The sequence below is a fragment of the Bacteroidota bacterium genome, assembly GCA_016213405.1.
In the GTDB taxonomy this organism is placed as follows: domain Bacteria; phylum Bacteroidota; class Bacteroidia; order Palsa-948; family Palsa-948; genus Palsa-948.
In genome coordinates this window covers 100,621-125,304 of the sequence record JACRAM010000071.1, presented here as the reverse complement: position 1 = coordinate 125,304, position 24,684 = coordinate 100,621, and the positions used below count along the sequence as shown (strand labels likewise).

23 protein-coding genes and 1 tRNA gene are annotated in these 24,684 nt (G+C 38.8%); 14 read left to right on the top strand and 10 right to left on the bottom strand.

The window, feature by feature from the left end:
• Positions 1–18: 18 nt before the first annotated feature.
• The 5 genes from HY841_09460 to HY841_09440 are packed head-to-tail and all read right to left on the bottom strand — an operon-like array spanning position 19 to position 7,026.
• The gene (locus HY841_09460; protein ID MBI4930976.1) at positions 19–3,426 is read right to left on the bottom strand and encodes an efflux RND transporter permease subunit; all 3,408 of its coding nucleotides are present in this window, start codon (positions 3,424–3,426) and stop codon (positions 19–21) included.
• A complete protein-coding gene (locus HY841_09455; protein MBI4930975.1) occupies positions 3,423–3,836 on the bottom strand; it encodes a GxxExxY protein in 414 nt (137 codons plus the stop codon). The genes HY841_09460 and HY841_09455 overlap by 4 nt, the downstream gene beginning before the upstream one ends.
• A gap of 23 nt (positions 3,837–3,859) precedes the next feature.
• A complete protein-coding gene (locus HY841_09450; protein MBI4930974.1) occupies positions 3,860–4,978 on the bottom strand; it encodes an efflux RND transporter periplasmic adaptor subunit in 1,119 nt (372 codons plus the stop codon).
• 25 nt (positions 4,979–5,003) lie between these two features.
• Positions 5,004–6,377, bottom strand: coding sequence for a TolC family protein (locus HY841_09445; protein ID MBI4930973.1), 1,374 nt, complete (start codon positions 6,375–6,377; stop codon positions 5,004–5,006).
• Between the two features lies 1 nt (position 6,378).
• Positions 6,379–7,026, bottom strand: a complete 648-nt coding sequence (locus HY841_09440; GenBank protein MBI4930972.1) for a TetR/AcrR family transcriptional regulator — start codon at positions 7,024–7,026, stop codon at positions 6,379–6,381.
• 118 nt (positions 7,027–7,144) lie between these two features.
• Here HY841_09440 and asnS point away from each other — a divergent pair, with 118 nt between their 5' ends.
• The 11 genes from asnS (at position 7,145) to argH (ending at position 19,021) form a co-directional block, all read left to right on the top strand.
• A complete protein-coding gene (gene asnS, locus HY841_09435) occupies positions 7,145–8,527 on the top strand; it encodes an asparagine--tRNA ligase (protein ID MBI4930971.1) in 1,383 nt (460 codons plus the stop codon).
• Positions 8,528–8,645: 118 nt separating this feature from the next.
• On the top strand, positions 8,646–10,121 hold the full coding sequence (gene rpoN, locus HY841_09430) for an RNA polymerase factor sigma-54 (protein MBI4930970.1): 1,476 nt from the start codon (positions 8,646–8,648) through the stop codon (positions 10,119–10,121).
• Positions 10,122–10,123: 2 nt separating this feature from the next.
• Entirely contained in the window at positions 10,124–10,735 is a 612-nt protein-coding gene (locus HY841_09425) for a phosphatase PAP2 family protein (GenBank protein MBI4930969.1), read from the top strand.
• Between the two features lie 73 nt (positions 10,736–10,808).
• The gene (locus HY841_09420; GenBank protein MBI4930968.1) at positions 10,809–11,501 is read left to right on the top strand and encodes a GNAT family N-acetyltransferase; all 693 of its coding nucleotides are present in this window, start codon (positions 10,809–10,811) and stop codon (positions 11,499–11,501) included.
• A 10-nt stretch (positions 11,502–11,511) separates the two neighbouring features.
• Positions 11,512–12,702, top strand: a complete 1,191-nt coding sequence (locus HY841_09415) for an argininosuccinate synthase (GenBank protein ID MBI4930967.1) — start codon at positions 11,512–11,514, stop codon at positions 12,700–12,702.
• On the top strand, positions 12,692–13,720 hold the full coding sequence (locus tag HY841_09410) for an N-acetyl-gamma-glutamyl-phosphate reductase (protein MBI4930966.1): 1,029 nt from the start codon (positions 12,692–12,694) through the stop codon (positions 13,718–13,720). The genes HY841_09415 and HY841_09410 overlap by 11 nt, the downstream gene beginning before the upstream one ends.
• Entirely contained in the window at positions 13,721–14,857 is a 1,137-nt protein-coding gene (locus tag HY841_09405) for an aspartate aminotransferase family protein (GenBank protein ID MBI4930965.1), read from the top strand.
• On the top strand, positions 14,858–15,823 hold the full coding sequence (locus tag HY841_09400) for an N-acetylornithine carbamoyltransferase (GenBank protein MBI4930964.1): 966 nt from the start codon (positions 14,858–14,860) through the stop codon (positions 15,821–15,823).
• Complete coding sequence (gene argB, locus HY841_09395; GenBank protein ID MBI4930963.1) at positions 15,820–16,602, top strand: acetylglutamate kinase; 783 nt, start codon at positions 15,820–15,822, stop codon at positions 16,600–16,602. The genes HY841_09400 and argB overlap by 4 nt, the downstream gene beginning before the upstream one ends.
• Positions 16,599–17,663 (top strand): M20 family metallo-hydrolase, encoded by a 1,065-nt coding sequence (locus HY841_09390; GenBank protein MBI4930962.1) that lies wholly within the window; start codon positions 16,599–16,601, stop codon positions 17,661–17,663. The genes argB and HY841_09390 overlap by 4 nt, the downstream gene beginning before the upstream one ends.
• 11 nt (positions 17,664–17,674) lie before the next feature.
• Positions 17,675–19,021 carry an argininosuccinate lyase gene (gene argH, locus HY841_09385; protein ID MBI4930961.1) on the top strand — a complete coding sequence of 449 codons (1,347 nt, stop codon included), beginning with the start codon at positions 17,675–17,677 and terminating at the stop codon, positions 19,019–19,021.
• Here argH and HY841_09380 read toward each other — a convergent pair.
• The 3 genes from HY841_09380 to HY841_09370 form a co-directional block, all read right to left on the bottom strand.
• Positions 19,003–19,329, bottom strand: coding sequence for a hypothetical protein (locus tag HY841_09380; protein MBI4930960.1), 327 nt, complete (start codon positions 19,327–19,329; stop codon positions 19,003–19,005). The two genes, argH and HY841_09380, sit on opposite strands and share 19 nt — an antisense overlap.
• A 5-nt stretch (positions 19,330–19,334) precedes the next feature.
• A complete protein-coding gene (locus HY841_09375; GenBank protein ID MBI4930959.1) occupies positions 19,335–20,393 on the bottom strand; it encodes a methyltransferase domain-containing protein in 1,059 nt (352 codons plus the stop codon).
• A 12-nt stretch (positions 20,394–20,405) separates the two neighbouring features.
• A tRNA-Ile gene (locus HY841_09370) sits at positions 20,406–20,479 on the bottom strand.
• Positions 20,480–20,514: 35 nt separating this feature from the next.
• On the opposite strand from HY841_09370, the gene HY841_09365 reads away from it, so the two are divergent.
• Complete coding sequence (locus tag HY841_09365; GenBank protein ID MBI4930958.1) at positions 20,515–21,138, top strand: HAD family phosphatase; 624 nt, start codon at positions 20,515–20,517, stop codon at positions 21,136–21,138.
• On the opposite strand, the gene mce is transcribed toward HY841_09365, so the two are convergent.
• A complete protein-coding gene (gene mce / locus HY841_09360) occupies positions 21,131–21,532 on the bottom strand; it encodes a methylmalonyl-CoA epimerase (GenBank protein MBI4930957.1) in 402 nt (133 codons plus the stop codon). The genes HY841_09365 and mce overlap by 8 nt on opposite strands.
• Positions 21,533–21,589: 57 nt before the next feature.
• Complete coding sequence (locus HY841_09355; protein ID MBI4930956.1) at positions 21,590–22,381, bottom strand: hypothetical protein; 792 nt, start codon at positions 22,379–22,381, stop codon at positions 21,590–21,592.
• 132 nt (positions 22,382–22,513) lie between these two features.
• Between HY841_09355 and HY841_09350 the strand changes: the two genes are divergently transcribed.
• Together HY841_09350 and HY841_09345 are read left to right on the top strand one after the other, a co-directional pair.
• A complete protein-coding gene (locus HY841_09350) occupies positions 22,514–24,244 on the top strand; it encodes a peptide ABC transporter substrate-binding protein (protein ID MBI4930955.1) in 1,731 nt (576 codons plus the stop codon).
• A gap of 14 nt (positions 24,245–24,258) precedes the next feature.
• Positions 24,259–24,525, top strand: a complete 267-nt coding sequence (locus tag HY841_09345) for a DUF167 domain-containing protein (protein ID MBI4930954.1) — start codon at positions 24,259–24,261, stop codon at positions 24,523–24,525.
• Positions 24,526–24,684: the final 159 nt, after the last annotated feature.

The window sequence follows — 24,684 nt, the reverse complement described above, 5'->3', positions numbered from 1 at the left end:
AATTTTTGTAAACAATTATTAATTCTGTATTACTTCCATTTTTTGTTTTGAATTTGAAATAATTCGTTTGGTTTTTTCTTTCGTTCTTGCAGCGATCAGGTACATTACAGGTACAAGAATCAGTGTGATGAAAGTGGCAAACCCTAAACCAAAAATAATAGTCCAGGATAAAGGTCCCCAGAACGCAACACTGTCACCGCCAAAATAAATATGTGGATTCAGCTCGGTGAACATCGTTACAAAGTCAATATTGAAACCAATGGCAAGAGGAATCATTCCGAGAATAGTAGCAGTGGCTGTCAGCAGCACAGGAGTCATTCTGATTCTTCCGCCTTCCACAACGGCTTCGCGTAAAGGCATTCCGCGCTCCATCAGGTTGTCCGTGAATTCGACCAGTAAAATTCCATTCCGCACTACGATCCCAGCGAGGGCGACAATTCCTATTCCTGTCATCACAATAGACATATCCATATTGAAAATGGCAAGTCCGAGCAGCACGCCAATAATACTTAAAATAATTTCGGAAAGTATGATGAGCGTTTTGCTGAAGGAATTGAATTGCAGAACAAGTATCATCAGAATAATAAAACAGGAAATCATCAGCGAACGCCCCAGAAACGAAGCGGCTTCTTTTTGTTCTTCTTTTTCTCCGGTTAAAACGGCTGCAGTTCCTTCAGGAGTTTTGAAATCTTTCATTGCTGATTGCACACTTGCCATGACTTTATTTGCATTAAAACCAGAGAGCACATTGGAAGAAAGCGTAATGACTCTTTTCTGATTTTTTCTTTTTATCCCTCCGTAAGTGCTGGTATAATCAACTTCGGCAAAAGCAGATAAAGGAACCTGACGAATGGCTCCTCCCATATTCATATCGCGGTACGTGATCTTTAAATTTCTCAACTCATCAATATTGTTTCGCTGCGATTCATTATAGCGAAGCATGATCGGGTAATCATCATTTGCATCTTTAAATCTGGAAACTTCTTTTCCGTAAACTGCATTTCTAATTTCCATTCCGATTTGTGCCGTTGATATTCCTTCACGGTTAGCTCTCTCTCGATTAATATTGATTTTTATTTCCGGTTTATTTAATTGCAGATCTGATTTAATTTCTTCCACTCCTGGAATCTGGAGAGAATCCAGCAATCTTTTTAACGATTGAGAAGAAGCAATGAGGTCTTCAAACTTATCTCCGCTTACTTCAATATTAATTGGCTTTTGCGTTGGAGGCCCGTTCTGTTCCTGGTCCACTGCCATTTCCACGCCCGGAAGTCCTTTCACTTCTTCTCGTATTTTTTCCAAATAAGTTCTCGTGGAAACACTGTTTCTCTTTCCGTATTCCACAAAAGCAACTCCTATTTTAGCTTTGTTTGAATAAATACCGCGGTCATCGCGAGATTCGGAAGCTCCTACTGCAACATTCGTAATCACAGATTCCACGATCGGATTATTTTCTCCAATGACTTTGTAAATTCTGTTTTCCAGAATTTTTGCAATAGAGTCGGTAGTTGCAGATTTTGTTCCAACAGGAAGCGTGGCATACACATACACAAAATTTGGTTCTCCTTTAGGAAAGAAAACGATTTTGGGATTGCGCATGGCAGTTATCATTACGGAAACAATAAGTAATGCGATTGTCCCTACTAGTATTTGGTAAGGACGATTCAATGCCCAGTTCAGAAACCGAGCATAAAAATTTTGAAAAGAGGGCCATGCTTTTGTCTGAAAATTTTTCACCCAGTTTTCAATGAAGAAACGGTAGAGCAAATTCAGAATGAGCAAAAGCAAAACAAAATTTCCCATTCCAATATTTTTGGCGAGATAAAAAAGCGTTGCAAGCGATAAAAATATTATTGTAGTGATTTTTGCTCCTTTCGTCCATTTAGATTTGAACCCTGCCACATTTCCATTTGGTGAGGGAAGGTGAGGTTTCATAAAAGTAATTGCAAAAACAGGATTGATAATATAGGCAACCACCAACGAAGCGCTGAGAGTGATGATCATGGTTACGGGCATGTAGTGCATAAACTTTCCGATGGTACCTCCCCAGAATGCAAGAGGAAAAAAGGGCGCAAGCGTAGTTATCGTTCCTGATAACACAGGAAGAAAAACTTCGCCTGCTGCTTGTTTGGCTGCAGTTATAATATTTTTTTTTCCGTTATCAAATACGCGGTGCGTGTTTTCAATGATCACAATGGCATCGTCCACCACAATTCCCAAACCGAGCAGAAATGCGAAGAGAACAATCATGTTCATTGTGAAACCAATTCCAGGCAAAATCAGAAAGGCAATGAACATGGAAAGCGGAACGGACAAGCCTACAAAAAATGCATTGGTGGCTCCCATAAAAAACATCAAGACAATGGTTACCAAAATAAAACCGATGATGATGGTATTGATCAGGTCGTGCAGCGTGGTGCGTGTTTGTGACGATTGATCGCCTGTGATGGTAACAACAAGGTCTTTCGGGAGCGAGGTGGTTTTCATCTCATCTATGATCGCCCGTATTTTATCAGACGCTTCAATTAAATTTTCTCCTCCTCTTTTAATCACACTAAGCGTAATAACTTTTTTCTTATTCAATTGTCCGAAACTTTCCTGTTCTTTAAATGAGTCTTTTATATCAGCAACATCTTTCAGATAAACAGGAGCTCCTGACATCGAGTTGACGAGCATGTTTTTAATATTTTCCACATCCGTAAATTCTCCCGATACGCTCAGCGTTCTTTTCATTTCGTCCATCGTTACCGCACCGCCTGAGATGATCAGGTTCTCTGATGAAATAGCGCGTTCAATATCTCCCATAGTAAGTTTAGCAGCCTGCATTCTATACATATCAACATTAATTTGAATCTCTCGCTCAGGCGCTCCCACCATATCTGCACGCGTAATTTCTTTGAGCGATTCGATTTTATCCTGCACGTCATCGGCATATTTTTTTATCTGACTTAATTCGTAGTCACCGGCAATATTCACAAACAGAATAGGGAACTCCGAAAATTCCACTTCCATCACACCGGGATCGGCAGGCAGATCTTTCGGTAGATCTTTTTTCGCTTTATCCACAGCGTCTTTTACTTTTTGCTTGGCAACGGCTACTTCCACATTCGTATTAAATTCCACAATAACATTTGAGAAATCCTGAATGGAATTGCTCGTCATTTTTTTCACTCCCGAAATGGACTTGATCTGTTTTTCAAGCGGTTTGGTAACTAAGTTTTCAATATCCTTGGGTGAACTGCCGGGATAAACCGTGCTTACATAAATGGTGGGAATAACTATGTCTGGAAATTTTTCTTTGGGAATATTTACATAAGAAAAAATTCCCGCAAGTGTGATGAAAATTGTAAGTACGTAGATGGCTGTTTTATTGTCAATCGACCAGCTCGTCAGTTTAAACTCTTTACTATGATTAGTCTGATTCATTGATTTCGTTGATTAAGTTGATTAAAGTTGGTATTAGCAACTCTTTTATACTGCAAACTTTTTGAGCCGAAGTTGATGAGCAACCCAACCTCCAAATTATATGCTTCAAGATAATTTATTGCCTGAGCCAAATGTGCATCTTCAAGTTGAATAACGGCTTTCAGTTCAACCGACACAACTCCTTCTACTAAAAAATCTGCACGCCTTTTTCCAATGTTTTCACCTTTGTAAAAAATTTCCATTTCGTGTTCGCGGCTAAAAGCTAACCCTTGCAAGCCCATCTCAATTGCAAATGCCCTTTGATAAATTACTTCCTGAAATCCATTTCCTAATTGTTTATGCACTTCCATTGCACAGCCAATGATTTTACCTGTGAGTTCTGAGTATTTATATTGTTCTTTTACAATCATAGTGCATCATTTAATCATAAAAATCATAGTCCGGACATTTTTATAATCATTCCATCTGTTACATCAAAATACGCTGCTGTTATCAGTTTGTCTTTTGCTGACAAGCCGGAAATAATTTCTGCTTTACCATTGCAGATTTGCCCTGTCTTTATTTCTTTTTTCTGTGCAATATTTTTTCCTCCCTGATTAATTGCTACATATACAAATTGTGCGCTCTCCGTGCGTTGAATCAGGTTGACAGGAATCACAATGGCAGAATCTTTCTGGTAATCAATAATTTTCAAAACAACAATCATGTTTGGATGATATTCCTGCTTGTCTGTTGAAAGAGTGGCTTCCGCGGTAAATGTCCGTGTTGTGTTGTTGATGACTTTTGCGGAGTAAGAAATTCTGGAAGAAATTTCTTTATTCAAATCAGGAAAGAAAATCAACGCATCATTTCCCTTTTTAACTTTTGACGCGTACGTTTCCGCCACTTCTGCTTTTACTTTCAGATTGTTGAAGTTCACCACCCGAATAGAAGGCATGCCCGGCATTAAGGACTGGCCGATTTTAATATCAATGGCATCCACCGCACCGCTAATGGGAGATTTTAGTTTTGACATATCCAGTTGCTCGTTCAGCGTAGCAAGTTTTTTTTCCAGACTCTCTTTGTTGTTTTTTGCTGAGAGATACTGAACTTCGGTTCCTATTTTTTGTTCCCAAAGACTTTTTTGTTTGTTATAAAGGTTGGTGGAAAAATCAAGAGCCGTTTTTACTTCTTCCATACTCTGGATAAGAACACTATTATCCAATTCAGCAAGCAGTTGACCTTCGGATACTTCATCACCTTCTTTGACATAAATCTTGCTGACGACTCCCGGCATTTTAGAACTCACAGTAATATTTTCATCCCCGTCAACTCGCCCCTGAACTTCAATGAAATGTTTAAACACTTCGGGGGTTACTGCGGTAACTCCCACTTCTTTCACTTTTCCTGTTTCAACAATACCTCCTTCAGATGCAATGTCAGATTCGAGCTTGCTGATTTCTGCTTTTAGCTCCGCCTGCTTTTCTTTTAGTTTTTCCAGTTTCGCTTTTTTGTCGGAAGAACACGCTGCAACGAGCGAGAAAATAAGCACTGTAAAAAAAATCTTTTTCATAAATATCATTTATTAAATTTATTTTTTACTTAACCAAACTGCCTGTGGCTTTGTCAAAGTCAATTTTTGAAATGAGGGCATCATACATCGCACCGAAATAATTTGTCTGTGATTCTTTCAGAGAAGTTTCGGCATTCAGCACTTCAAGATTAGATCCAACGCCCTGTTCGTATTTTGTTTTTGCAACTTTATAAACTTCTTCAGCAAGTTCAATGTTTTTCTTTTGTATTTCGAGAGTGGAAGAAGCATTTTGAAGATTGATGCGGGAACTAGCTAGCTCCAGATCAATGCTTTGCTGCATGAATTTTAAATTATTTTCTGCTTTTAGGATTTCCAGTTTTGATTGCTGAATGCGATAATTCTTTTGCAACCCATCAAAGATTGGTAGGCTGATGGTTCCACCAACCAACACAGTAGGATACCAGCCCTTCTTTGTATTGAAAATATCAAACTTCGCCCTGTAAGCATTTGCAGTAGCGTTTCCGTAGAGAAACATATAAGGGAGGTAACTCATTTTATTGCGCTTCAGTTGAAGCTGAGCAATGTTCTTCTGGGTTTGTATCAGTGAATACTCTATGCGCTGGCTGTAATCAAATTTGTCCGGAGCAATGCTCTGCTGAAAAGTAACCTCGGAAAGTTTATCGGTAAGCGAGAGCGTTGCTATCTGGTCCATTCCCATTTGGTATTTGAGAAGCGTATTGCTCAGTCCGAGCAAGCGCTGGATTTTTTCCTGTTCAACAAGAAGATTATTGTAGGCAATCGTAATCCTGTCCAAATCTATTTTCTCAACAAAACCGTTATCATTCAGCACTTTTGTATCGTCAAAAAGTTTTTTCAACCGCACTACATTGGCATCCACCAGTTTTTTTCTTTCCTCATTCACCAGAGCTGAATAGTATGCTTTGGAAACGGCAACAGCCGTTTCAATCTTGTTCCGCTTGGTGGCCTTACGTGTAAGTTCCAAGTATGTTTTAGTCGCTTGCAGCCCCACCAGATAATCACTGCTGAAAACAAGTTGTGACGCATTAATTCCTGCTGAAGCGTTGTACTGCGTTCCAAACTTTACTCCCATATATGTTCCTTTAGGCCCTCCAAAAAATTCTGCCGGAATAAGAGAAGTGGGTAAATCAATAAAATCTTTCACATCAAAACTTCCATTTATCTGCGGAAATCCAATGCCGCGAGTTTCTTTTACTTTTTCGTTTGCAATTTGTTCATCATACAAGGCGTTTTGAACCTGAAGCTGGCTCTTCATGGCAAAATCAATAGCCTGTTGCAGCGAAAAGGAATATTTCCCAGTGTCTCTTGCGGTTTGCGCAAAATTTATTTTGAACAGCAGTAAAAAAATAAGGGCTGTTAAAATTTGCAACTTGTAATTTTTAATTTTAAATTTTTTCATATTATTCGTCTTCCTTTATTTGTTTGTATTTATTAATGAGTTTATGCCCTTTCAATGTGCAGATACCATAGAGAAAGTGTTCGAACAGGGTGAGTTGCACTTGTGTGGTGTTAAATTTTTCCATTGGGAAAATAGTTGGATTCATTGCCATTTCAATTTCTTCGAGCCGGAGTTTTGCGAGAATTATAATATTTATATCTGAGCGATACAATTCTTGACTGATGCCCTTCTCCAGATTTTTCTGAATCATTTCCGCAACATGTTTTTCTCTGAAATCACGCAGTTGCTGCCATGCATGGGGGTAATATTTCTGCAAGTCAAAAAATAATTTTGGATTCATCTGCAACATCATGGCTCTCAAATGTTTCATCACACAGAAAATTTCATCAATGGCATTGTGTGATGCTTTGCATACATGCTCAAACGCTCCCACATTACGGTTGACAAATGATTTAGCAAAATCACTTAGCAGTTCATCCTTATCTTTAAAAAAGTGGTAAATAGTTTTTTTCGACATACCCAGATGAGAGGCGATGTCATCCATGGTAACACTCTTCACTCCATAGCGAAAAAAAAGGTCATCGGCAGATTTCAATATACGTTCTTTTGTTTCCATAAAAGTTGACAAAACTAAGGAAACTTTTAACATTCCCTCAGTTTCCATGAGATTTATTTTGGTAAATCGGGATTAATTCACACCCCTACTTTCAAGAAAATCGAATTATTTGGGTTAAAAAACTATTTTTGTCTTCCATATATAATAAGGTATGAAACGTACAAAAGTTGTTGACCTGCTGAAAAGCACTGACTTCAAAGGAGAAGTTACCGTGATGGGATGGGTGAGAACCAAGCGGGATGGTAAAAACATTTCTTTTATTGCGGTGAACGATGGTTCCATTATTCATAACATTCAGGTAGTGGTAGATGTAGCCAATTTTGACGCTGAGCTTTTGAAATCTATTTCCACAGGAGCTTGTGTTTCCATTACAGGCGCATTGGTTCAATCTCAGGGAAAGGGACAAACTTCTGAGATAATGGCAAGAGAGATAGAAGTGTTCGGAACAGCAGACGATTCTTTCCCGCTTCAGAAAAAAGGACATACACTGGAATTTCTGAGAGAGATTGCGCACTTACGCCCGCGCACGAATACATTCGGAGCAGTGCTTCGTGTTCGCCATCATCTTGCTTACGGCATTCACAAATTTTTTAACGACAAAGGATTTTTTTATTTGAATTCTCCCATTATAACAGGTTCAGATGCGGAAGGAGCCGGAGAAATGTTTCACGTAACAAATCTTGATTTAGAAAAACTTCCAAAGACTACGGAAGGGAAAATAGATTTTGAAAAAGATTTTTTTGGAAAGGAAACAAACCTCACTGTTTCTGGGCAATTGGAAGGTGAATGTGCTGCAACTGGTGTTGGTTTGATTTACACTTTCGGTCCTACTTTCCGGGCGGAGAATTCTAACACACCACGTCATCTTGCCGAGTTCTGGATGATAGAACCTGAAATGGCATTCTACGATATTCATGACAACATGGATTTGGCAGAAGAGATGTTGAAATATTTAGTGAAGTATGCGCTTGAACATTGCATGGATGATTTGACTTTTCTGAATAATATGTATGACAAGGAGTTGTTGAATCGTTTGAACTCCGTAGCGAATTCAACTTTCAAAAGAATTACATACACCGAAGGAATTGATATTCTTGAAAAGTCAGGAACTAAATTTGAATTCCCTGTGAAATGGGGCATTGATTTACAGCGCGAGCACGAAAGTTTTTTGGTGGAACACTTTAAAACACCCGTAATCGTTACAGGATATCCGAGAGAAATAAAAGCATTTTACATGAAACAGAACGAAGACGGAAAAACGGTACGTGCGATGGATGTGTTATTTCCTTATGTGGGAGAAATTATTGGCGGTTCTCAGCGCGAAGAAAATTATGATAAACTCCTGGCGAGAATAAAAGAAATGAAAATAAAAGAAGAAACCTTGTGGTGGTATTTGGAACTGAGAAAATTCGGAACCTGCCCGCATGCGGGATTTGGTTTGGGATTGGAGCGATTAGTTTTATTCGTGACAGGAATGCAAAACGTGCGCGATGTGATTCCGTTTCCTCGCACACCAAAGAACGCTCAATTCTAAAAGCCCATCCCCAACCCTTTCCGAAGGGAAGGGAGATAAATGAAGACTAAATGATAGTAGTAGTAACAACAAATAAATTTAAAGTCCTCCCCTTTGGGGAGGATTTAGGAGGGGCTCCATGTTAAGGCAAACACTCCAGCAAAAACTTCTTCAGAAGCTTTCACCGGCACAGATTCAGCTGATGAAACTTCTGCAGTTGCCTATTACTTCGCTGGAGCAGAGGATAAAAGAAGAAATGGAAATAAATCCCGCTCTTGAAGATGATTCTGAAGAAGAAATTAAAGAAGAAAAAGAAGAAGATGATTTGTCAGATGAAGAAAGAGAAGATATGGAAGAGGGAGCAGATGATGAGAAAGCTGCCAAAGAAGAATTTTCTCCCGAAGATTATTTAGACGATGACGATGACATTGCTTACTACAAACTTCAAGTCAATAACAAAGGTAAAGACGAAGAAAAGGAAATGCCGATGGCTTCTTCCGTCAGTTTTCAGGAAATACTTTTTAATCAAATAGAGAATCTTGATCTCACCGAACATGAAAGAATTATTGCAGAATACCTTCTGGGGTGCATTGATGAAGATGGTTATTTGCGCAGGGAACTTTCTTCTGTGGTAGATGATATGGCATTTTCGCAAAACATTACTACCACTACTGAAGAACTTGAATCTGTTCTCCAGATGATTAAGGATGAATTTGAACCTGTAGGAATTGGTGCGAAGGATTTGCAGGAATGTTTGCGTTTGCAGATTGAAAGAAAAAAATGGACAGAAACTCTCGCTCTTGCATTACGTATTGTGAACGAGCAGATAGATGAGTTTTCAAAAAAACATTATGGCAAGATTGCGAAACATTTTGAACTCACCGAAGATCAGATAAAACCCGCGCTGGATGAAATTCTGAAACTGAATCCCCGTCCCGGTGGTTCCACCATGGATTCGCAGCGCTCGCTGCTTACCATCATTCCCGATTTCATATTAGTAAACAATAATGGCATACTTGAAATTTCTCTTAACTCCCGCAACGCGCCCGACCTTCGCGTGAGCAATGTTTATAATCAAATGCTGAATGAATATTCAAAGCGAAAAGATAAAACAGGATTAGAGGCAGCTCAATTTGTTAAACAGAAAGTTGAAAGCGCTAAATCTTTCATCAATAATATTAAAGAGCGACAGAATACTCTTTACAGCATCATGCACTGTATCGCGGAATACCAGAAAGAATATTTTCTTACGGGCGATGAACTTTTGCTGAAAAGAATGATACTGAAAGATATTTCAGACAGGGTAAAATTGGATATTTCTACCGTATCACGCGTAACGAGTACAAAATATGTTCAAACAAACTTCGGAACGATATTATTAAAAACTCTTTTTAACGAAGCACTCACCAATGATGATGGAGAAGAAGTTTCATCTAAGAAAGTTAAAAAAATAATTTCAGACGCTATTGAAACGGAAGACAAACACAAACCGCTTACTGATGAAGCCCTTATGCAAATTCTGAACAAGCAGGGCTACGTAATCGCCCGCAGAACAGTTGCCAAATACCGCGAGATGCTGGATATTCCTGTGGCAAGAATGAGAAAAAAACTTTGAGCGTGAATTCAGACAATCTTTTTCCAAAAATTATTTCTTATCTTTTTCATCCTCTCCTGCTTCCTTCGTTTGGATTGCTCCTGATATTTAATATTGATGAAATGAATTTATGGTTTTCGTCTTCGGAGCAGAGGTATTTTCTTTATGCGCTCACATTCACAGCAACATTTCTTCTTCCTCTTCTCAATGCACTTCTGCTTTTAAAGATGAAACAGATTTCTTCGCTTGCGATGGAAACAAGACAGGAAAGAAAAATTCCATACCTCGCTTCTGCTATTTTTTATTTTGCAGAATCTTATTTTCTGATGAACGCAGATGTGCCTGTGCTTGTAAAGGCGATGATGTTCGGAGCAACACTTCTGGTTGTTTCAGTTATGCTCATCAACCTCTTCTGGAAAATTTCAGCACACATGGTGGGCATCGGAGGGCTCTGCGGAATGATGCTTGCTATTTCATATCGTCTGCAGATTAATCTTCATATCGTTCTCATGTTACTATTCCTCATAGCAGGATTAGTAGCTTTTTCACGACTCAAACTCAATGCACATAATTCCACACAGGTGTATGTTGGATTTCTGCTGGGAGTTTCGGTGCAGTTGATTTTGTTTTTGTGATGAAAATAATTCTCAAAAAAAATTTAAGTCTAAACTTTTTCTTCTGATATTCGCTTCCTGAAAATTTTAGAATATGTTCACTACGACTCCCAAAAAAACCGCAACTTCTGAATTTATTATTCAGCCGGCTGATTCTTCCCATTTTCATTATGCTGAAGAAATTTGCTGGGATTATATTGATAGTGCAAAGCAACGCGGCACCGGTATTGCTAAGCGTACGCCTGAATATGTAATTGAAAAAATGCTGGAAGGAAAAGCAATCATTGCTCTGCATCGTGACGGAAGATTCGCTGGATTCAGTTACATTGAAACTTGGTCACATGGAAATTATGTAGCGAACTCGGGATTGATTGTGAATCCAGCATTCCGATTGCATGGACTTGGCTCACAAATCAAAAGCGCAATCTTTGAATTGTCAAAACAAAAATACCCTAATGCAAAATTTTTTGGTATCACTACGAGCATGGCTGTTTTAAAAATGAATTCTGATTTAGGGTACCGACCTGTAACTTTTTCCGAACTTACACAGGATGATGAATTCTGGAAAGGATGCAACTCTTGTCCGAATGTTGATATATTAACGCGCAACAATCGCAAGATGTGTTTGTGCACCGGAATGCTTTACGATCCGGTTCAGCACGAAGAGAAAAAATTTGAAATCAGGAAACAGAAAGGAAAGATTGAACGATGGCTGAGAATGAAACAATATGTTTTGCTTAAAAAATTTCGAAGTAGCAATTCCGACAACGGACAATCTTCGCAATAATTTTATCGAAATGAAGAAAAAAGTTTTATTGGCATTCAGCGGTGGGCTGGATACTACTTATTGCGCGATTTATTTCGCGAAAGAAAAAAATCTTGAAGTTCATACTGCTGTTGTGAACACAGGTGGATTTTCTTCTGATGAGTTAAAGAAGATTGAAAAGCACGCTTATGCGCTTGGCGTGAAAAAACATTACACACTCGATGAAACGGATTCGTATTATAATGAATGCATTCGCTTCCTTATATATGGTAATGTTTTGCGAGGTGGAGTTTATCCTCTTTCGGTTTCTGCCGAGAGAGTTTTTCAATCGAAAGCAATCGCACTTCAGGCGAAAAAAATGAAAGCTGATTTCATTGCGCATGGAAGCACAGGTGCGGGCAACGACCAGGTGAGATTTGATGTCATCTTCAATATTCTGATTCCTGAAATAAAAGTTTTGACTCCGATTCGCGAAATGAAACTTTCCAGAGAAGATGAAATTTCTTTTCTGAAAGCAAACAGAGTGAAAATGAATTTTGAAAAAGCACAATACTCTATCAATAAAGGATTGTGGGGAACAAGCGTTGGGGGAAAAGAAACTTTGACATCCGATAAAACCTTGCCCGAAGAAGCATATCCTACTCAACTTTCCAAAACAAAAGAAGAGGAATTGGAAATAGGTTTTGAAAAAGGAGAAATAAAAAGCTTGAACGGAAAAAAATATTCTGATTCGGTTTCAGCTATACAGAAGATTTCGGAGATTACTTCTGCATTTGCCATCGGAAGAGATATTCATATCGGAGATACTATCATTGGGATAAAAGGCAGAGTGGGATTTGAAGCAGCTGCTCCACTTGTTATTCTGAAAACTCATGCGACTTTAGAAAAACATGTTCTCACTAAATGGCAGTCTCATTGGAAAGAACAAATGGGAAACTGGTACGGCATGATGTTGCACGAGGGTCAATTTCTGGATCCTGTTATGCGTAATGTGGAAACATTTTTGGAATCAACGCAGAAAAATGTTTCAGGCACTGTAAGTGTTTCACTCGCTCCTTATCGCTTCAGCATCATTGGCGTGAATTCAAAATACGATTTGATGTCTTCTAAATTTGGAAAGTATGGAGAGATGAACAACGCATGGAGTGGGGATGATGTGAAAGGATTTTCAAAAATTATTTCTAACCAGACGATGATTTATCACAGAGTAAATGAAGAATAAAGTTAAAATAGGAATTGCAGGAGGAGCAGGCTATACAGGAGGGGAACTTATTCGCATTCTTTTGAATCATCCGAATGCTGAAATTTCTTTTGTTCATAGCAAAAGCAATGCGGGAAATCCAGTGAGCGATGTACATACAGATTTACTTGGCGAAACTGAAATGAAATTTAGCCCATCCCTTAATCCCTTCCCCAAGGGAAGGGAAACTGGTGTGCAGTCCCCCTTCCTTCGGGAGGTGTTAGGGGTGGGCTGTGATGTTTTGTTTTTATGCATGGGACATGGAGAATCGGTAAAGTTTTTAGCGGAGAATAAAACAGATTCCAAAATAAAAATCATTGACATGAGTCAGGATTTCAGATTGAATTCAAAAGACTTTGTTTACGGATTACCGGAACTGAACAGAGGTAAAATAAAAGCTGCAAGCAAAATTGCGAACCCCGGATGTTTCGCTACTGCAATTCAGCTAGCGCTCATTCCTTTGGCAGAAAAAAAACTATTGAGCGATGAAGTGCATGTGAGTGCTGTCACAGGCTCGACAGGTGCGGGGCAATCTTTGTCAGCTACAAATCATTTCACATGGAGAAACAACAACATTTCTATATACAAAGCATTTCAACACCAGCACCTCGGAGAAATAACCCAAAGCATTAAACAACTTCAGAAGAATTTTTCTTCTGCAATTAATTTCATTCCATACAGAGGAAATTTCACCAGAGGAATTCTTGCTTCTGTTTATGTGAACTCAAAATTATCTCTTGAAGAAGCGAAAAAACTTTACAAGGATTTTTATAAATCACATCCGTTCGTTACTGTTTCAGAAAAAAATCCCGATATCAAGCAAGTGGTGAATACGAATAAATGCATTCTTTATATTGAAAAGCATGGAAACAAACTTTTTATTCAAAGCGTAATTGATAATCTTACTAAAGGAGCTTCTGGGCAGGCTGTGCAGAATATGAATTTGATTTTTGGATTAGATGAAACTATAGGACTTAAACTAAAACCTTCCGCATTCTAGATGAAAACATTTGATGTCTATCCCTTGCTTGATGTCGAACCTGTTAAAGCACTCGGTTGCTGGCTTTGGGATAAGGACGGAAATAAATATCTGGATTTATACGGAGGTCACGCAGTGATTTCTATAGGGCATTCACATCCTTATTATATTAAAAAGATTGAAGAGCAGTTAGAGAAGATTGGATTTTATTCCAATTCGGTTAAGATTCCGATTCAAAATGAGTTAGCACAGAAGCTTGGAGAACTTTCCGGCTATCTTGACTACAATTTATTTCTATGCAACAGCGGTGCAGAAGCAAACGAGAACGCGCTGAAGCTCGCTTCGTTTCATACGGGAAGAAAAAAAATAATAGCATTCAGTAAGGCCTTTCATGGAAGAACATCTCTTGCTGTTGCTGCTACGGATAACAAATCAATTGTTGCGCCTATAAACGAAACTGAAAATATTTTATTTCTTCCTTTCAATGATGAATCAGCTTTGGAAAATGCAATGAACGATTCTCTCTGCGCTGTGATTATTGAAGGAATGCAGGGAGTTAGCGGTGTTCAGGTTCCGACAGATTCTTTTTTACAAAAAGCAAAATCTCTTTGCGAAAAATATAATTCAGTTTTGATTCTCGATGAAGTTCAATCTGGTTACGGAAGAAGCGGAAAGTTTTTCTCACACCAGTTTTCAAATATTAAACCTGACATCATTACTACTGCAAAAGGAATGGGCAATGGATTCCCCATAGGAGGAGTGCTTATCAGTCCGAAGTTTGCAGAGAAACACCATTTGCTCGGAACTACGTTTGGAGGAAATCATTTGGCTTGTGCGGCAGCCATTGCTGTTTTGGATATAATCAAGAATGAAAAACTGATGATAAACGCAAAAGGAATTGGCGATTACATGATTTCGACTTTGAAAAAGATTACAGATGTGAAGGAAGTTCGCGGAAGAGGGCTTATGATAGGCATTGAGCTTGAGTTTCCCTATGAAACAGTTCGCAATGAACTCATCTTTACGCATAGAATATTTACAGGAACTTCGGAAAAAAATACAATCCGCATTTTACCGCCACTTTGCCTGACGAAGGAGGAGGCAGAAATATTTTTGCACGCTTTCGCTTCCGTGATGAAAAAATCTCTTGTCAAGTAGATGAAGAAATTTACTTCTGTCAGTGATGTGGCGAACATAGACCAGCTGGTACTCGAAGCGCTGGTAGAAAAAAAATTCCCTTTAGCGAATAAAGAGCTCGGCAAAAACAAAACACTCGGGCTTATTTTTCTCAATCCAAGTTTGCGCACTCGTCTGAGCACTCAACGTGCAGGACAAAATCTCGGGATGGATGTCATCGTGATGAATCTGGACAAGGAAGGATGGAGCATTGAAACAAAAGAGGGAGTAGTGATGGATGGTTCTGCCGCGGAGCATATAAAAGAAGCTGCTGGAGTCATTGGCCAGTATTGTGATATCATCGGAGTCCGCTCATTCCCGAAATTTCAGAATCGCGAAGAAGATTATTCGAATGAAGTGCTGAATAAATTCATTCAACATTCTGGAGTTCCGGTGGTTAGTTTGGAGTCGGCAACACTTCACCCTTTTCAGTCGCTTGCGGATTTGATTACGATAACAGAACTATGGCACAGTAAACCAAGAACGTCTGCACGAAAACCAAAAGTTGTTTTAAGCTGGGCTCCTCATCCTAAAATTCTTCCGCAGGCAGTTCCTAATTCTTTTTCAGAATGGATGACAAAAACTGATTTTGATTTTGTGATTACTCACCCTCCCGGATATGAATTGGCAGGACAGTTCACGAAAGGGGTAAAAATTATTTACAATCAGGAGGAAGCCTTCAAAGGCGCTGATTTTATTTACGCAAAGAACTGGTCTTCGTATAGAGACTACGGAAAAATTTTGTCGAAAGATGTAGCATGGATCATCAATAATCATAAAATGTCTCTCACAAATAACGCGAAGTTCATGCACTGCCTTCCTGTGAGGAGAAATGTGGTGGTGGTCGATGAAGTGTTAGATGGAAAAGATTCGGTTGTGATTCAACAGGCGGGAAACAGAATTTGGGCGGCACAAGTTATTCTGAAAAAAATTCTGCAATCATTGTGAAAAAATTATTCATCATAAAAATCGGGGGCAATGTGATTAACGATGAGAAGCAACTCCCTTCGTTCTTAAATGATTTCGCCTCTGTTTCTGAAAGCAAAATTTTAGTTCATGGCGGTGGAAAGATTGCAACAGAAATGAGTAAGCAATTGGGAATAGAACCTAAGATGGTTGACGGAAGAAGAATTACGGACGAAGCAACACTTCGTGTAGTGCAAATGGTTTACGGAGGTTTGATTAATAAGAATATTGTCGCACAATTGCAATCAAGAAATTGCAATGCCATCGGGCTTATGGGCGCTGACGGAAATATCATCCTTGCAAAGAAACGCCCTGTTAAAGATATTGATTATGGTTTTGCCGGGGATGTAGAAAAAGTGAACGCTGAAAAAATTTCTGCTTTACTTAATTCAGATTTCTCCCCAATTATTGCTCCGCTCACGCACGATGGCAAAGGACAAATTCTCAATACGAATGCCGATACAATGGCTTCTGCAATTTCCGTTGCAATGACAAAGTCGTATGAAGTAAAACTTATTTATTGTTTTGAAAAATCCGGTGTGCTGAAAAATGTAGATGATGATAATTTTGTAATTGAAAAAATGAATTCTTCGGATTACGAAAAATATAAAGCGGATGGAATTATTTCAAAAGGAATGATTCCGAAACTAGATAATGCATTTGACGCAATAAAGCAAGGAGTGAATTCGGTTGCGATTTGCCATGCAAAGGATTTGAAAAAAGTTATAGCGAATCAAAAATCAGGAACAAGATTAGAATGACCATTGATAAGCTCATATACGAAGCCACCGAACTCCTCAAGGAACTTATTTCCATTGAATCATTTAGCGGACATGAAGATAAAACTGCAGACGCGATTAAAAAGTTTCTTATAAAGCACAAAGTGAAATCATTCCGAAAAGGAAATAATGTGTGGGCGAAGAATGAATATTTTGATTCTGCGAAACAGACAATTCTTCTCAACTCTCATCATGATACCGTAAAGCCAAATGCCGGTTGGACATTTAATCCCTTTCAATCAACGATAAAAGATGAAAAGCTTTTCGGTTTAGGAAGTAATGATGCTGGCGGTGCATTGGTTTCCCTCATAGCTACTTTTCTTCATTTCAATGAAAAGAAAAACCTGAAATACAACTTCGTCCTAGCAGGAACTGCCGAAGAGGAAAATTCAGGAAAGAACGGAGTAGTTTCAATTTTATCAGAACTCGGCAAAGTTGATTTTGCAATTGTTGGCGAACCCACTGATATGAAAATGGCAGTAGCTGAAAAAGGTTTGATGGTGGTGGACTGTATTGCCAAAGGAAAAGCCGGACATGCCGCACGCGATGTGGGAGAGAATGCGATTTCAAAAGCTATGAAGGATGTTGAATGGATTCACTCGTATAAATTTCCGAAGGTTTCAGAATTTCTCGGGCCTGTGAAAATGACTTGTACGATTATTTCTGCAGGAAGTCAGCACAACGTGATTCCTGATACTTGCAAGTTTACCATAGATGTTCGCACCACGGATTCGTACACAAACGAAGAAACACTGGAGATTATTCGACAGCACATAAAGAGCGAAGCCATTCCGCGCTCTACAAGACTAAACGCTTCGGGAATAGATAGGAATCATTTGATTGTTCAATCGGCTAAAAAATTGGGAATCGAAACTTTCGGCTCAGCAACTTCTTCTGATATGCCTTTACTGAAAGTGCCAGCCGTGAAAATGGGCCCGGGAAAATCTGAGCGTTCGCATACTGCGGATGAATTCATCTGGTTGAAGGAAATAGGCGAGGGGATAAGCATTTACATTAAACTTCTTGAGAATATAGTTTCGTAATTTCGCAAGTGATGAAACTGTGGCAAAAGAAAATATCCGTCAACAATCAAGTAGAAAAATTTACCATCGGCAAAGACCGTGATTTAGATTTGCTTTTGGCTGAACACGATGTGCTTGGCTCGATGGCTCACGCGAAAATGCTGGCACAAGTCGGACTACTCAAAAAGAATGAGCAAAGAAAACTTCACGGAGAATTGAAAAACATTTTGCAAAAAGCTACTTCGGGGAAATTTGTAATTGAAAGTGGAGTAGAGGATGTGCATTCGCAGGTTGAATTTATGCTGACAAAAAAACTAGGTGATGTCGGAAAAAAAATTCATTCTGCCCGTTCGCGCAACGACCAGGTTCTGCTGGACATAAAACTCTTTTCAAGAAAAGAAATTTTCAAGGTTGCTGAAAATACTTTAGCGCTTTTTAATCTTCTTATTTCTCTCAGCAATAAGCATAAGAAAAAACTTCTCCCCGGCTATACGCATTTACAGATTGCGATGCCTTCTTCTTTCGGACTTTGGTTTGGTGCTTATGCTGAAAGTCTGAAAGATGATTTAGAATTTCTTTTTTCGGTTTATAAAATCATAAATAGGAATCCGCTCGGTTCTGGCGCAGGTTACGGTGGCTCGCTTCCCATAAACAGAAATCTTACTGCAAAACTTTTGGGTTTTGACGGACTGAATAATAATTCCGTTTACGCGCAGATGACAAGGGGAAAAACTGAGAAACTTGTTAGTTATGCGCTGGCAAATATTGCTTCCACCCTTTCAAAACTTGCGGTGGATGTCTGCCTGTTCATGAATCAGAATTTTGATTTCATTTCTTTTCCGGAAGAACTTACAACAGGTTCCAGTATCATGCCGCATAAAAAAAATCCTGATGTGTTTGAATTGATCAGGGGAAAATGCAACCGAATACAAACTTTACCTGAACAGATTATTGCGGTAACAAAAAATCTTCCATCGGGATATCAAAGGGATTTACAGCTTCTGAAGGAAATTTATTTTCCTGTTTTTGCTGAACTGAATGATTGCCTGACAATAACAACGTTCATGCTTGAAAAAATAATAGTGAAAGATAATTTACTGAAAGATGAAAAATATAAATATCTCTTCAGTGTAGATGCTGTGAACGAATTAGTAAAGAAAGGAATGCCTTTTCGTGAAGCATATAAAAAAGTAGGAGAAGAAATCTCTTTAGGAAAATTCTCAAGACCGAAAAAAGTTTCTCACACACACGAAGGAAGTATCGGCAATCTGAAGAATGATGTGATTGTAAAGGAGATGAATGAAGTGAGAAAAAGTTTCAGAAAAGAAAGTGTGAAAGTTGAAAAAGCGCTGAGCAATCTTCAGAAAACATCAGGATAATCCCGAAACAACCCGCTCCTGAAATTTTTCACCCGCGAGTAAACATTTCCATGTAGGCGAGCAGTTTTTTCATCGGGTTTTGCCACCGCCTGAAAGTTTTGTTCCAACTGAACTAAATCTTTCGTGTCAATGATGATGTGGAACTCTCCTAGTTCAGGAGGGCCAAATCCTAATTTTCTTCTGGTGATCTTGTGCCCTTCAATCAATTTTCTTTCTTTCAAATGACCGAGGTAATCATTCACTGCCTGACAGAATTCGTGTGCTTTGTGAGTTTCCAGCAAATCGCACCAAATGTGGTAGTAATTCATTTTATTTAAGAATTAATTTTTGTTCCGATAATGCTAAATCCAAAAACATTTCTGGTTGTAATCAGAATGTTTTCATATTTTTTCTTTTCATACCATTTCAACAATACTGCCGGTTCAAACTCCCATCTGTATTTTGGAGAAAACCAATCAAGGATTTCAATCATCATTTCTCTTGCGTTTTGCTTTGTTCCTTTAATTTTTTTTATGAGATAACTTAATGGTAAAAGAGTTGCTGAATATAAATAATACTGAAATCGAAAAGGAAGTAAAGAAGAAAATTTTCTTACAAGATTAAACATATTGTGTATGAAGTTTTTCCTGGGGTGATACATCCATACCGACAGCTTGCCTCCCGTTTTAACACAGGATTCAATACAGGAAAAACCAAGTTTCGGGTCATGCGTTGCAACTAAAACCCCGCTGCAATAAACCACATCAAATCTTCCGGCTTCAACAGGAGGGTGGAAAACATCTCCCTGAATAAACGAAACATTTGGATTGGTATTATAATTAAAAGCCCTGACAATACTGTCGCTAATATCCATGGCAATACTTCTTACACCCGCTTCTGCAAGGGAAATATTCAGCTGCCCGTTGCCGCATCCTGCATCGAAGATAAATTTATTTTTTATTGACTCTTTTGTTTCATTTGTTTCGTCAAGAAACTGCTGGAGCATATTTTCTGAATCAAGATTCCATGTTTTGTCTGAATTATATTTGAATAATCCCCATTCTTTAGAAAAACTTTTTTTGTTATGAGAATTATTCCTGATTACATTATCCAGCAGAAGCCAGTGCTGAGATAGTAATTTTATTTTTCTTGCGGTGTAGTCAGGCAGATGTGTTTTCAGAAAGAACTCATAATCTACACATGCTTCAATAAGCATTCTGGGTATTCCGTTAATGATAGGATACATGCTGCCATCACCTCCTAAAAGTATTCCCTCCCAAATAATATCTTCTTCATTACCCAGAAACAATTTTTTCTTTCTTGAGATAACAGACAGGGATAATTTTTCACGGGTTAAGGGGCAGCGAATAACGTCAAGAAGAGATTCAAACATGTTTTTGAAAAGTGGGCCCTGCTGGGAACGATCCAGCGACCCTCAGATTATGAGTCTGATGCTCTAACCAGCTGAGCTAAGGGCCCAATTGTTAATTTTGGATGGCAAATTTAACCATCTTATGCAAATAAGCACAACCATAAAGAACATCATCTTTGACTTTGGCGGGGTGATTCTTAATATAGATTACAAGCTGACGGAAGATGCTTTCGCCAAACTTGGGGTAAAAGATTTTGACCGAATATATTCTCAGACAACTCAGAAAGAATTGTTTGATGTATTTGAAAAAGGATTGATTACTCCGGCAGATTTCAGAAAAGAAATCAGAAAGTTTATTTATAATGATGTTTCTGATTCGCAGATTGATAAAGCATGGAATTCTATGTTATTGGATTTGCCTGCGGAAAGAGTCCAACTGCTTGACAAGCTAAAAACAAAATACAGAACATTTCTTTTGAGCAATACCAATCAGATTCACTGTGATACCTTTTCCGGCTATATGCAGAAACAATTAGGCCGTGATATTTTTTCAGGTGCATTTGAGAAAACATATTTCTCTCACAAAATAAACATGCGAAAACCCGATGTTGAAATTTTTGAATTTGTCCTGAAAGAAAATAATCTGCGAAAAGAAGAAACGCTTTTCATTGACGATTCCATTCAACATATTGAAGGAGCAAAGAAGATGGGATTAAATACGGTCTTTCTGGAAAAGGGAAAAACGATTTTAGATTTGTTTACTTAATTTCCTGACACAATTCCACCAGCACTCCATGTGTGCTTTTAGGATGAAGAAAGCAGATGAGTTTATTGTCAGCGCCTTTCTGAGGTTCACTATTCAGCAATTGAAAGCCTTCTTTTTCAAGCCGCGCCATTTCCGATTTAATATCTTCTACTTCATAGGCGATATGATGAATGCCTTCTCCTTTTTTCTCTATGAATTTTGCAATAGGACTTTCGGGATTTGCGGCTTCGAGCAATTCAATTTTTGTATCTCCTATCTGAAAGAAAGAAGTGATTACGCCTTCTCTTTCCACTGTTTCTGATTTGTACGGCTTTTTCCCAAAAAGTTTTGAGAACAATTTGTTAGCTGAAGTAAGATTTTTTACGGCTATTCCTATGTGTTCGATTTTTTTCATAAAAAAACCCCTCCGCATGGGCGCGAGGGGAAAATAATATCAGGGATTTTTCAAGGGTTACTTCTTAATAAATTCAGCCGTTTTATTATCATAGTTCAGATAATAAACTCCTTTCGCAAGGTTTCCGCAATCAACCGATTTTCCGAATCCTTTCTTAACCACATTTCCGTACTGGTCATAAATTTCATATAAAGTTTCAGCAGAGAAAGTAATGTCTTTGGTAACACGCTGCGGGGCAAAAGTAATTTCAGGGATGGCAGAAACAAACTTCACAGGTTTTGAATATCTCGGCTGGCTGGTATAATCAATTTGTTTGATGCGAATTTGATTTTCACCTGAATGGAGGGTAGTTATTTTGAAAACATAATCGTTGTTATCTCCAATTCCTTTTCCATCAAGTTCTCCAACTTTCACCCATTTGTTCCAGCGATATTGTTCAATCACGAAAGGAAGTTTTCCTGTCTCATTTTTGGTGTTCCATTTCAGCGTTCCATCATTATCAAGTTTCATGGTAATCACCTCAAAGGTACTCTTGGGTTTCAGCACTTCCGGATTCAGAACTTTTGGCTTGCAATCGTCTTTATGGGTGATTTTAACAGTCACCTTGTCTCCTATTTTAAACTGGTAGTTGTTGAAATCAATTTCAAACGCGCTGGAATTGATCTCATCGGTGGTAACCTGTCCGTTCACTTCCACTTTCTGAACGCAGAAACCTACTCCTGTGCCGGCAAACGGATTTTGCACATATAAATTTTTGCCTTGATAATTTCCCTCCAGAATAATATTCCCGGCAGAAGAAATAAACACAATGCTCAGGAATCCTTGAATCAGAATAACAATCTTTTTCATTCGCTTAATAACTCGTTTTTTAGTGGCACAAATATAATACTTTATTGAAATGGCAACATTTTTAAAAGGATTTTGTGGGGGGTGTTCCGAGCCAATAATTTGTATTTTTGCCCGCATTTTGTACTGTAATTCATGAAAAAGTTTACCCTTTTTTTAGTATCATTATTAGTATATGGCTGTGGGAATCCGGGCAGTAATTCTAATGCCCATCCCGAAGCAGTAGGCGGAAGGGTATATGGGGGGATGCTTCGGGTAAATGAAACAGATCCTTATGTTTCTCTTTTCCCACCTGCCATTTCAGATGCAGTTTCCAATAACATTGCCAACCAGATTTATGAAGGCCTTGTTCGGCTGGATACTAAAAAAATCACTCTGGTGATGCCCTGCATTGCAGAAAGCTGGCAGATAAGTGAAGATGGAGTGGTTTATACTTTCAAACTCAAAAAAGGAGTGATGTTTCATAACGATGCCTGTTTTACAGAAGGTATCGGGCGCGAAGTAAGAGCGCAGGATTTCAAATATTCTTTTGAACAGATTTGCACCCCATCCGAAAACAACCTGCTTTCTGAATTAAGAAACTTTGTAAAAGGCGCAAAAGAATATTATGAAGCAGGTAAAAAAGGAAGACCATCGTTTGAACTTGAAGGAGTGAAAGTGCTCGGAGATTATGAACTGCAGATTACTCTTAATGCTCCGTCCAGTTCTTTTTTGTACCTGTTAGCAGGTCCTTCCGGATACGTAATTCCTCATGAAGCCGTTGAAAAATATGGCAGCGAAATGAAAATCGGAACCGGCCCGTTCATGTTCAGCAGCGCAAGTACCGATGATAACGTTCTTCTTCTCAGGAATCCATCTTATCACCGAACGGATTCTCTTGGCAATAAGCTTCCTTTTTTGGATTCAATCAACATCCGTTTCATTTCTGATAAAACAAAAGAACTGGAGGCGTTTAAAAATGGGGAGATACAGATTATCTTCGGATTACCGGCTGCATCCATCAGCACCATGGTGGAACAGCAGATTGCCGATTTCAGCAGCAAGAACCCCAAATATTATTTGCAGCGCAATTCGGAACTGATGACCCAGTATTACCAGTTCAATATCATGCGCAAGCCGTTTGACAATATAAAAGTAAGACAGGCATTTTCTTATGCTATTGACCGCGATAAAATAATTTCTGATGTGCTGAATACAGAAGCATTTGGTCCCGGCATTTGCGGGCTCACCCCTCCCGGGATTTCCGGCTACGACATTACTCAAATCAAAGGATATAATTTTAATCCCGATAAAGCGAAAAAACTGTTGGCGGAGGCGGGCTATCCCGATGGAAAAAATTTCCCGCAAGTGACCATTGAAGTAAACAGCGGAGGAGGCAAGTATGCGGATGTGGTGGAAGAGGTAAAGAAACAGCTAAAGAAAGTACTGAATGTTGATATTGATTACACAGTGGTTCCGTTCATTCAAAAACTGGACGATTCAAAACTAGGCAAGTCAGATATTTTTCGCTCCGGCTGGGCGGCAGATTACCCGAGCCCGGAAAATTTTCTGCGCACGCTGTATGGAGGAGATGTTCCCGACAGCTTGAATGTGCCTTCCTATCCTAATTCTGTCCGCTATAAAAATCCAATGTTTGACAGTCTGGTTGTGAAAGGATCTAAAGAAAGAAACCAGGACAGCGCCTATGCGGATTTTATTAAAGCGGAACAACTGATGATGCTGGATGCGCCCTTGATCATTCTCTGGTATGGCGAAAACCTGAAGATGATTCATTCGTATGTGAAGAATTTTTATTTTAACCCCATGAACTACAAGGATTTTTCGGAAGTATATATCATGAAAAACCCTCCTGCCCATAAACCCTGATTCGTTTTCTCTCCATGCAGATTCGCTGCATCGTAAAACCAAAAAGCAAAATAGATTCCGTTTCTGTTAACGCGGATGGTTCGCTTCGTATCAAAATAAAAGCGCAGCCTGTAAACGGAAAAGCCAACGCGTATCTGGTTGAATATTTATCCGAAGTTTTTGGTCTGCCGAAGAAAAACATAGAAATCATTTCAGGATTTACAAGTTCCCATAAAAGACTTAATATTGTAGCGGAAGACGAAGGAGTTCTTAAAAATAAGATTGCAAGGTTTAAAAGTTGAATTGCTTTTATTGATTGATTGCTATATTGTTTTATTGTTTTATAGGTATATGCACATAAGAATCCCAAGCATGACAGGACTTATCCAAACTCTGCGGCTCTCTGCGAAAATCTCAGCGTTCTCTGCGGTTGGATTTCCATCCCTTCGGGAAAATTTTTT

Excerpts from the sequence above, each read along its gene's own strand:
- HY841_09365 (MBI4930958.1), top strand. The coding sequence starts at position 20,515 with ATGCAAATAAGCACAACCATAAAGAACATCATCTTTGACTTTGGCGGG.
- HY841_09445 (MBI4930973.1), bottom strand. The coding sequence starts at position 6,377 with ATGAAAAAATTTAAAATTAAAAATTACAAGTTGCAAATTTTAACAGCC.
- HY841_09400 (MBI4930964.1), top strand. The coding sequence starts at position 14,858 with ATGAAGAAATTTACTTCTGTCAGTGATGTGGCGAACATAGACCAGCTG.
- HY841_09420 (MBI4930968.1), top strand. The coding sequence starts at position 10,809 with ATGTTCACTACGACTCCCAAAAAAACCGCAACTTCTGAATTTATTATT.
- asnS (MBI4930971.1), top strand. The coding sequence starts at position 7,145 with ATGAAACGTACAAAAGTTGTTGACCTGCTGAAAAGCACTGACTTCAAA.
- HY841_09405 (MBI4930965.1), top strand. The coding sequence starts at position 13,721 with ATGAAAACATTTGATGTCTATCCCTTGCTTGATGTCGAACCTGTTAAA.
- HY841_09410 (MBI4930966.1), top strand. The coding sequence starts at position 12,692 with ATGAAGAATAAAGTTAAAATAGGAATTGCAGGAGGAGCAGGCTATACA.
- HY841_09455 (MBI4930975.1), bottom strand. The coding sequence starts at position 3,836 with ATGATTGTAAAAGAACAATATAAATACTCAGAACTCACAGGTAAAATC.
- argH (MBI4930961.1), top strand. The coding sequence starts at position 17,675 with ATGAAACTGTGGCAAAAGAAAATATCCGTCAACAATCAAGTAGAAAAA.
- HY841_09440 (MBI4930972.1), bottom strand. The coding sequence starts at position 7,026 with ATGTTAAAAGTTTCCTTAGTTTTGTCAACTTTTATGGAAACAAAAGAA.
- HY841_09380 (MBI4930960.1), bottom strand. The coding sequence starts at position 19,329 with ATGAATTACTACCACATTTGGTGCGATTTGCTGGAAACTCACAAAGCA.
- HY841_09390 (MBI4930962.1), top strand. The coding sequence starts at position 16,599 with ATGACCATTGATAAGCTCATATACGAAGCCACCGAACTCCTCAAGGAA.
- HY841_09355 (MBI4930956.1), bottom strand. The coding sequence starts at position 22,381 with ATGAAAAAGATTGTTATTCTGATTCAAGGATTCCTGAGCATTGTGTTT.
- HY841_09450 (MBI4930974.1), bottom strand. The coding sequence starts at position 4,978 with ATGAAAAAGATTTTTTTTACAGTGCTTATTTTCTCGCTCGTTGCAGCG.
- mce (MBI4930957.1), bottom strand. The coding sequence starts at position 21,532 with ATGAAAAAAATCGAACACATAGGAATAGCCGTAAAAAATCTTACTTCA.
- HY841_09460 (MBI4930976.1), bottom strand. The coding sequence starts at position 3,426 with ATGAATCAGACTAATCATAGTAAAGAGTTTAAACTGACGAGCTGGTCG.
- HY841_09415 (MBI4930967.1), top strand. The coding sequence starts at position 11,512 with ATGAAGAAAAAAGTTTTATTGGCATTCAGCGGTGGGCTGGATACTACT.
- HY841_09375 (MBI4930959.1), bottom strand. The coding sequence starts at position 20,393 with ATGTTTGAATCTCTTCTTGACGTTATTCGCTGCCCCTTAACCCGTGAA.
- rpoN (MBI4930970.1), top strand. The coding sequence starts at position 8,646 with ATGTTAAGGCAAACACTCCAGCAAAAACTTCTTCAGAAGCTTTCACCG.
- HY841_09350 (MBI4930955.1), top strand. The coding sequence starts at position 22,514 with ATGAAAAAGTTTACCCTTTTTTTAGTATCATTATTAGTATATGGCTGT.
- HY841_09345 (MBI4930954.1), top strand. The coding sequence starts at position 24,259 with ATGCAGATTCGCTGCATCGTAAAACCAAAAAGCAAAATAGATTCCGTT.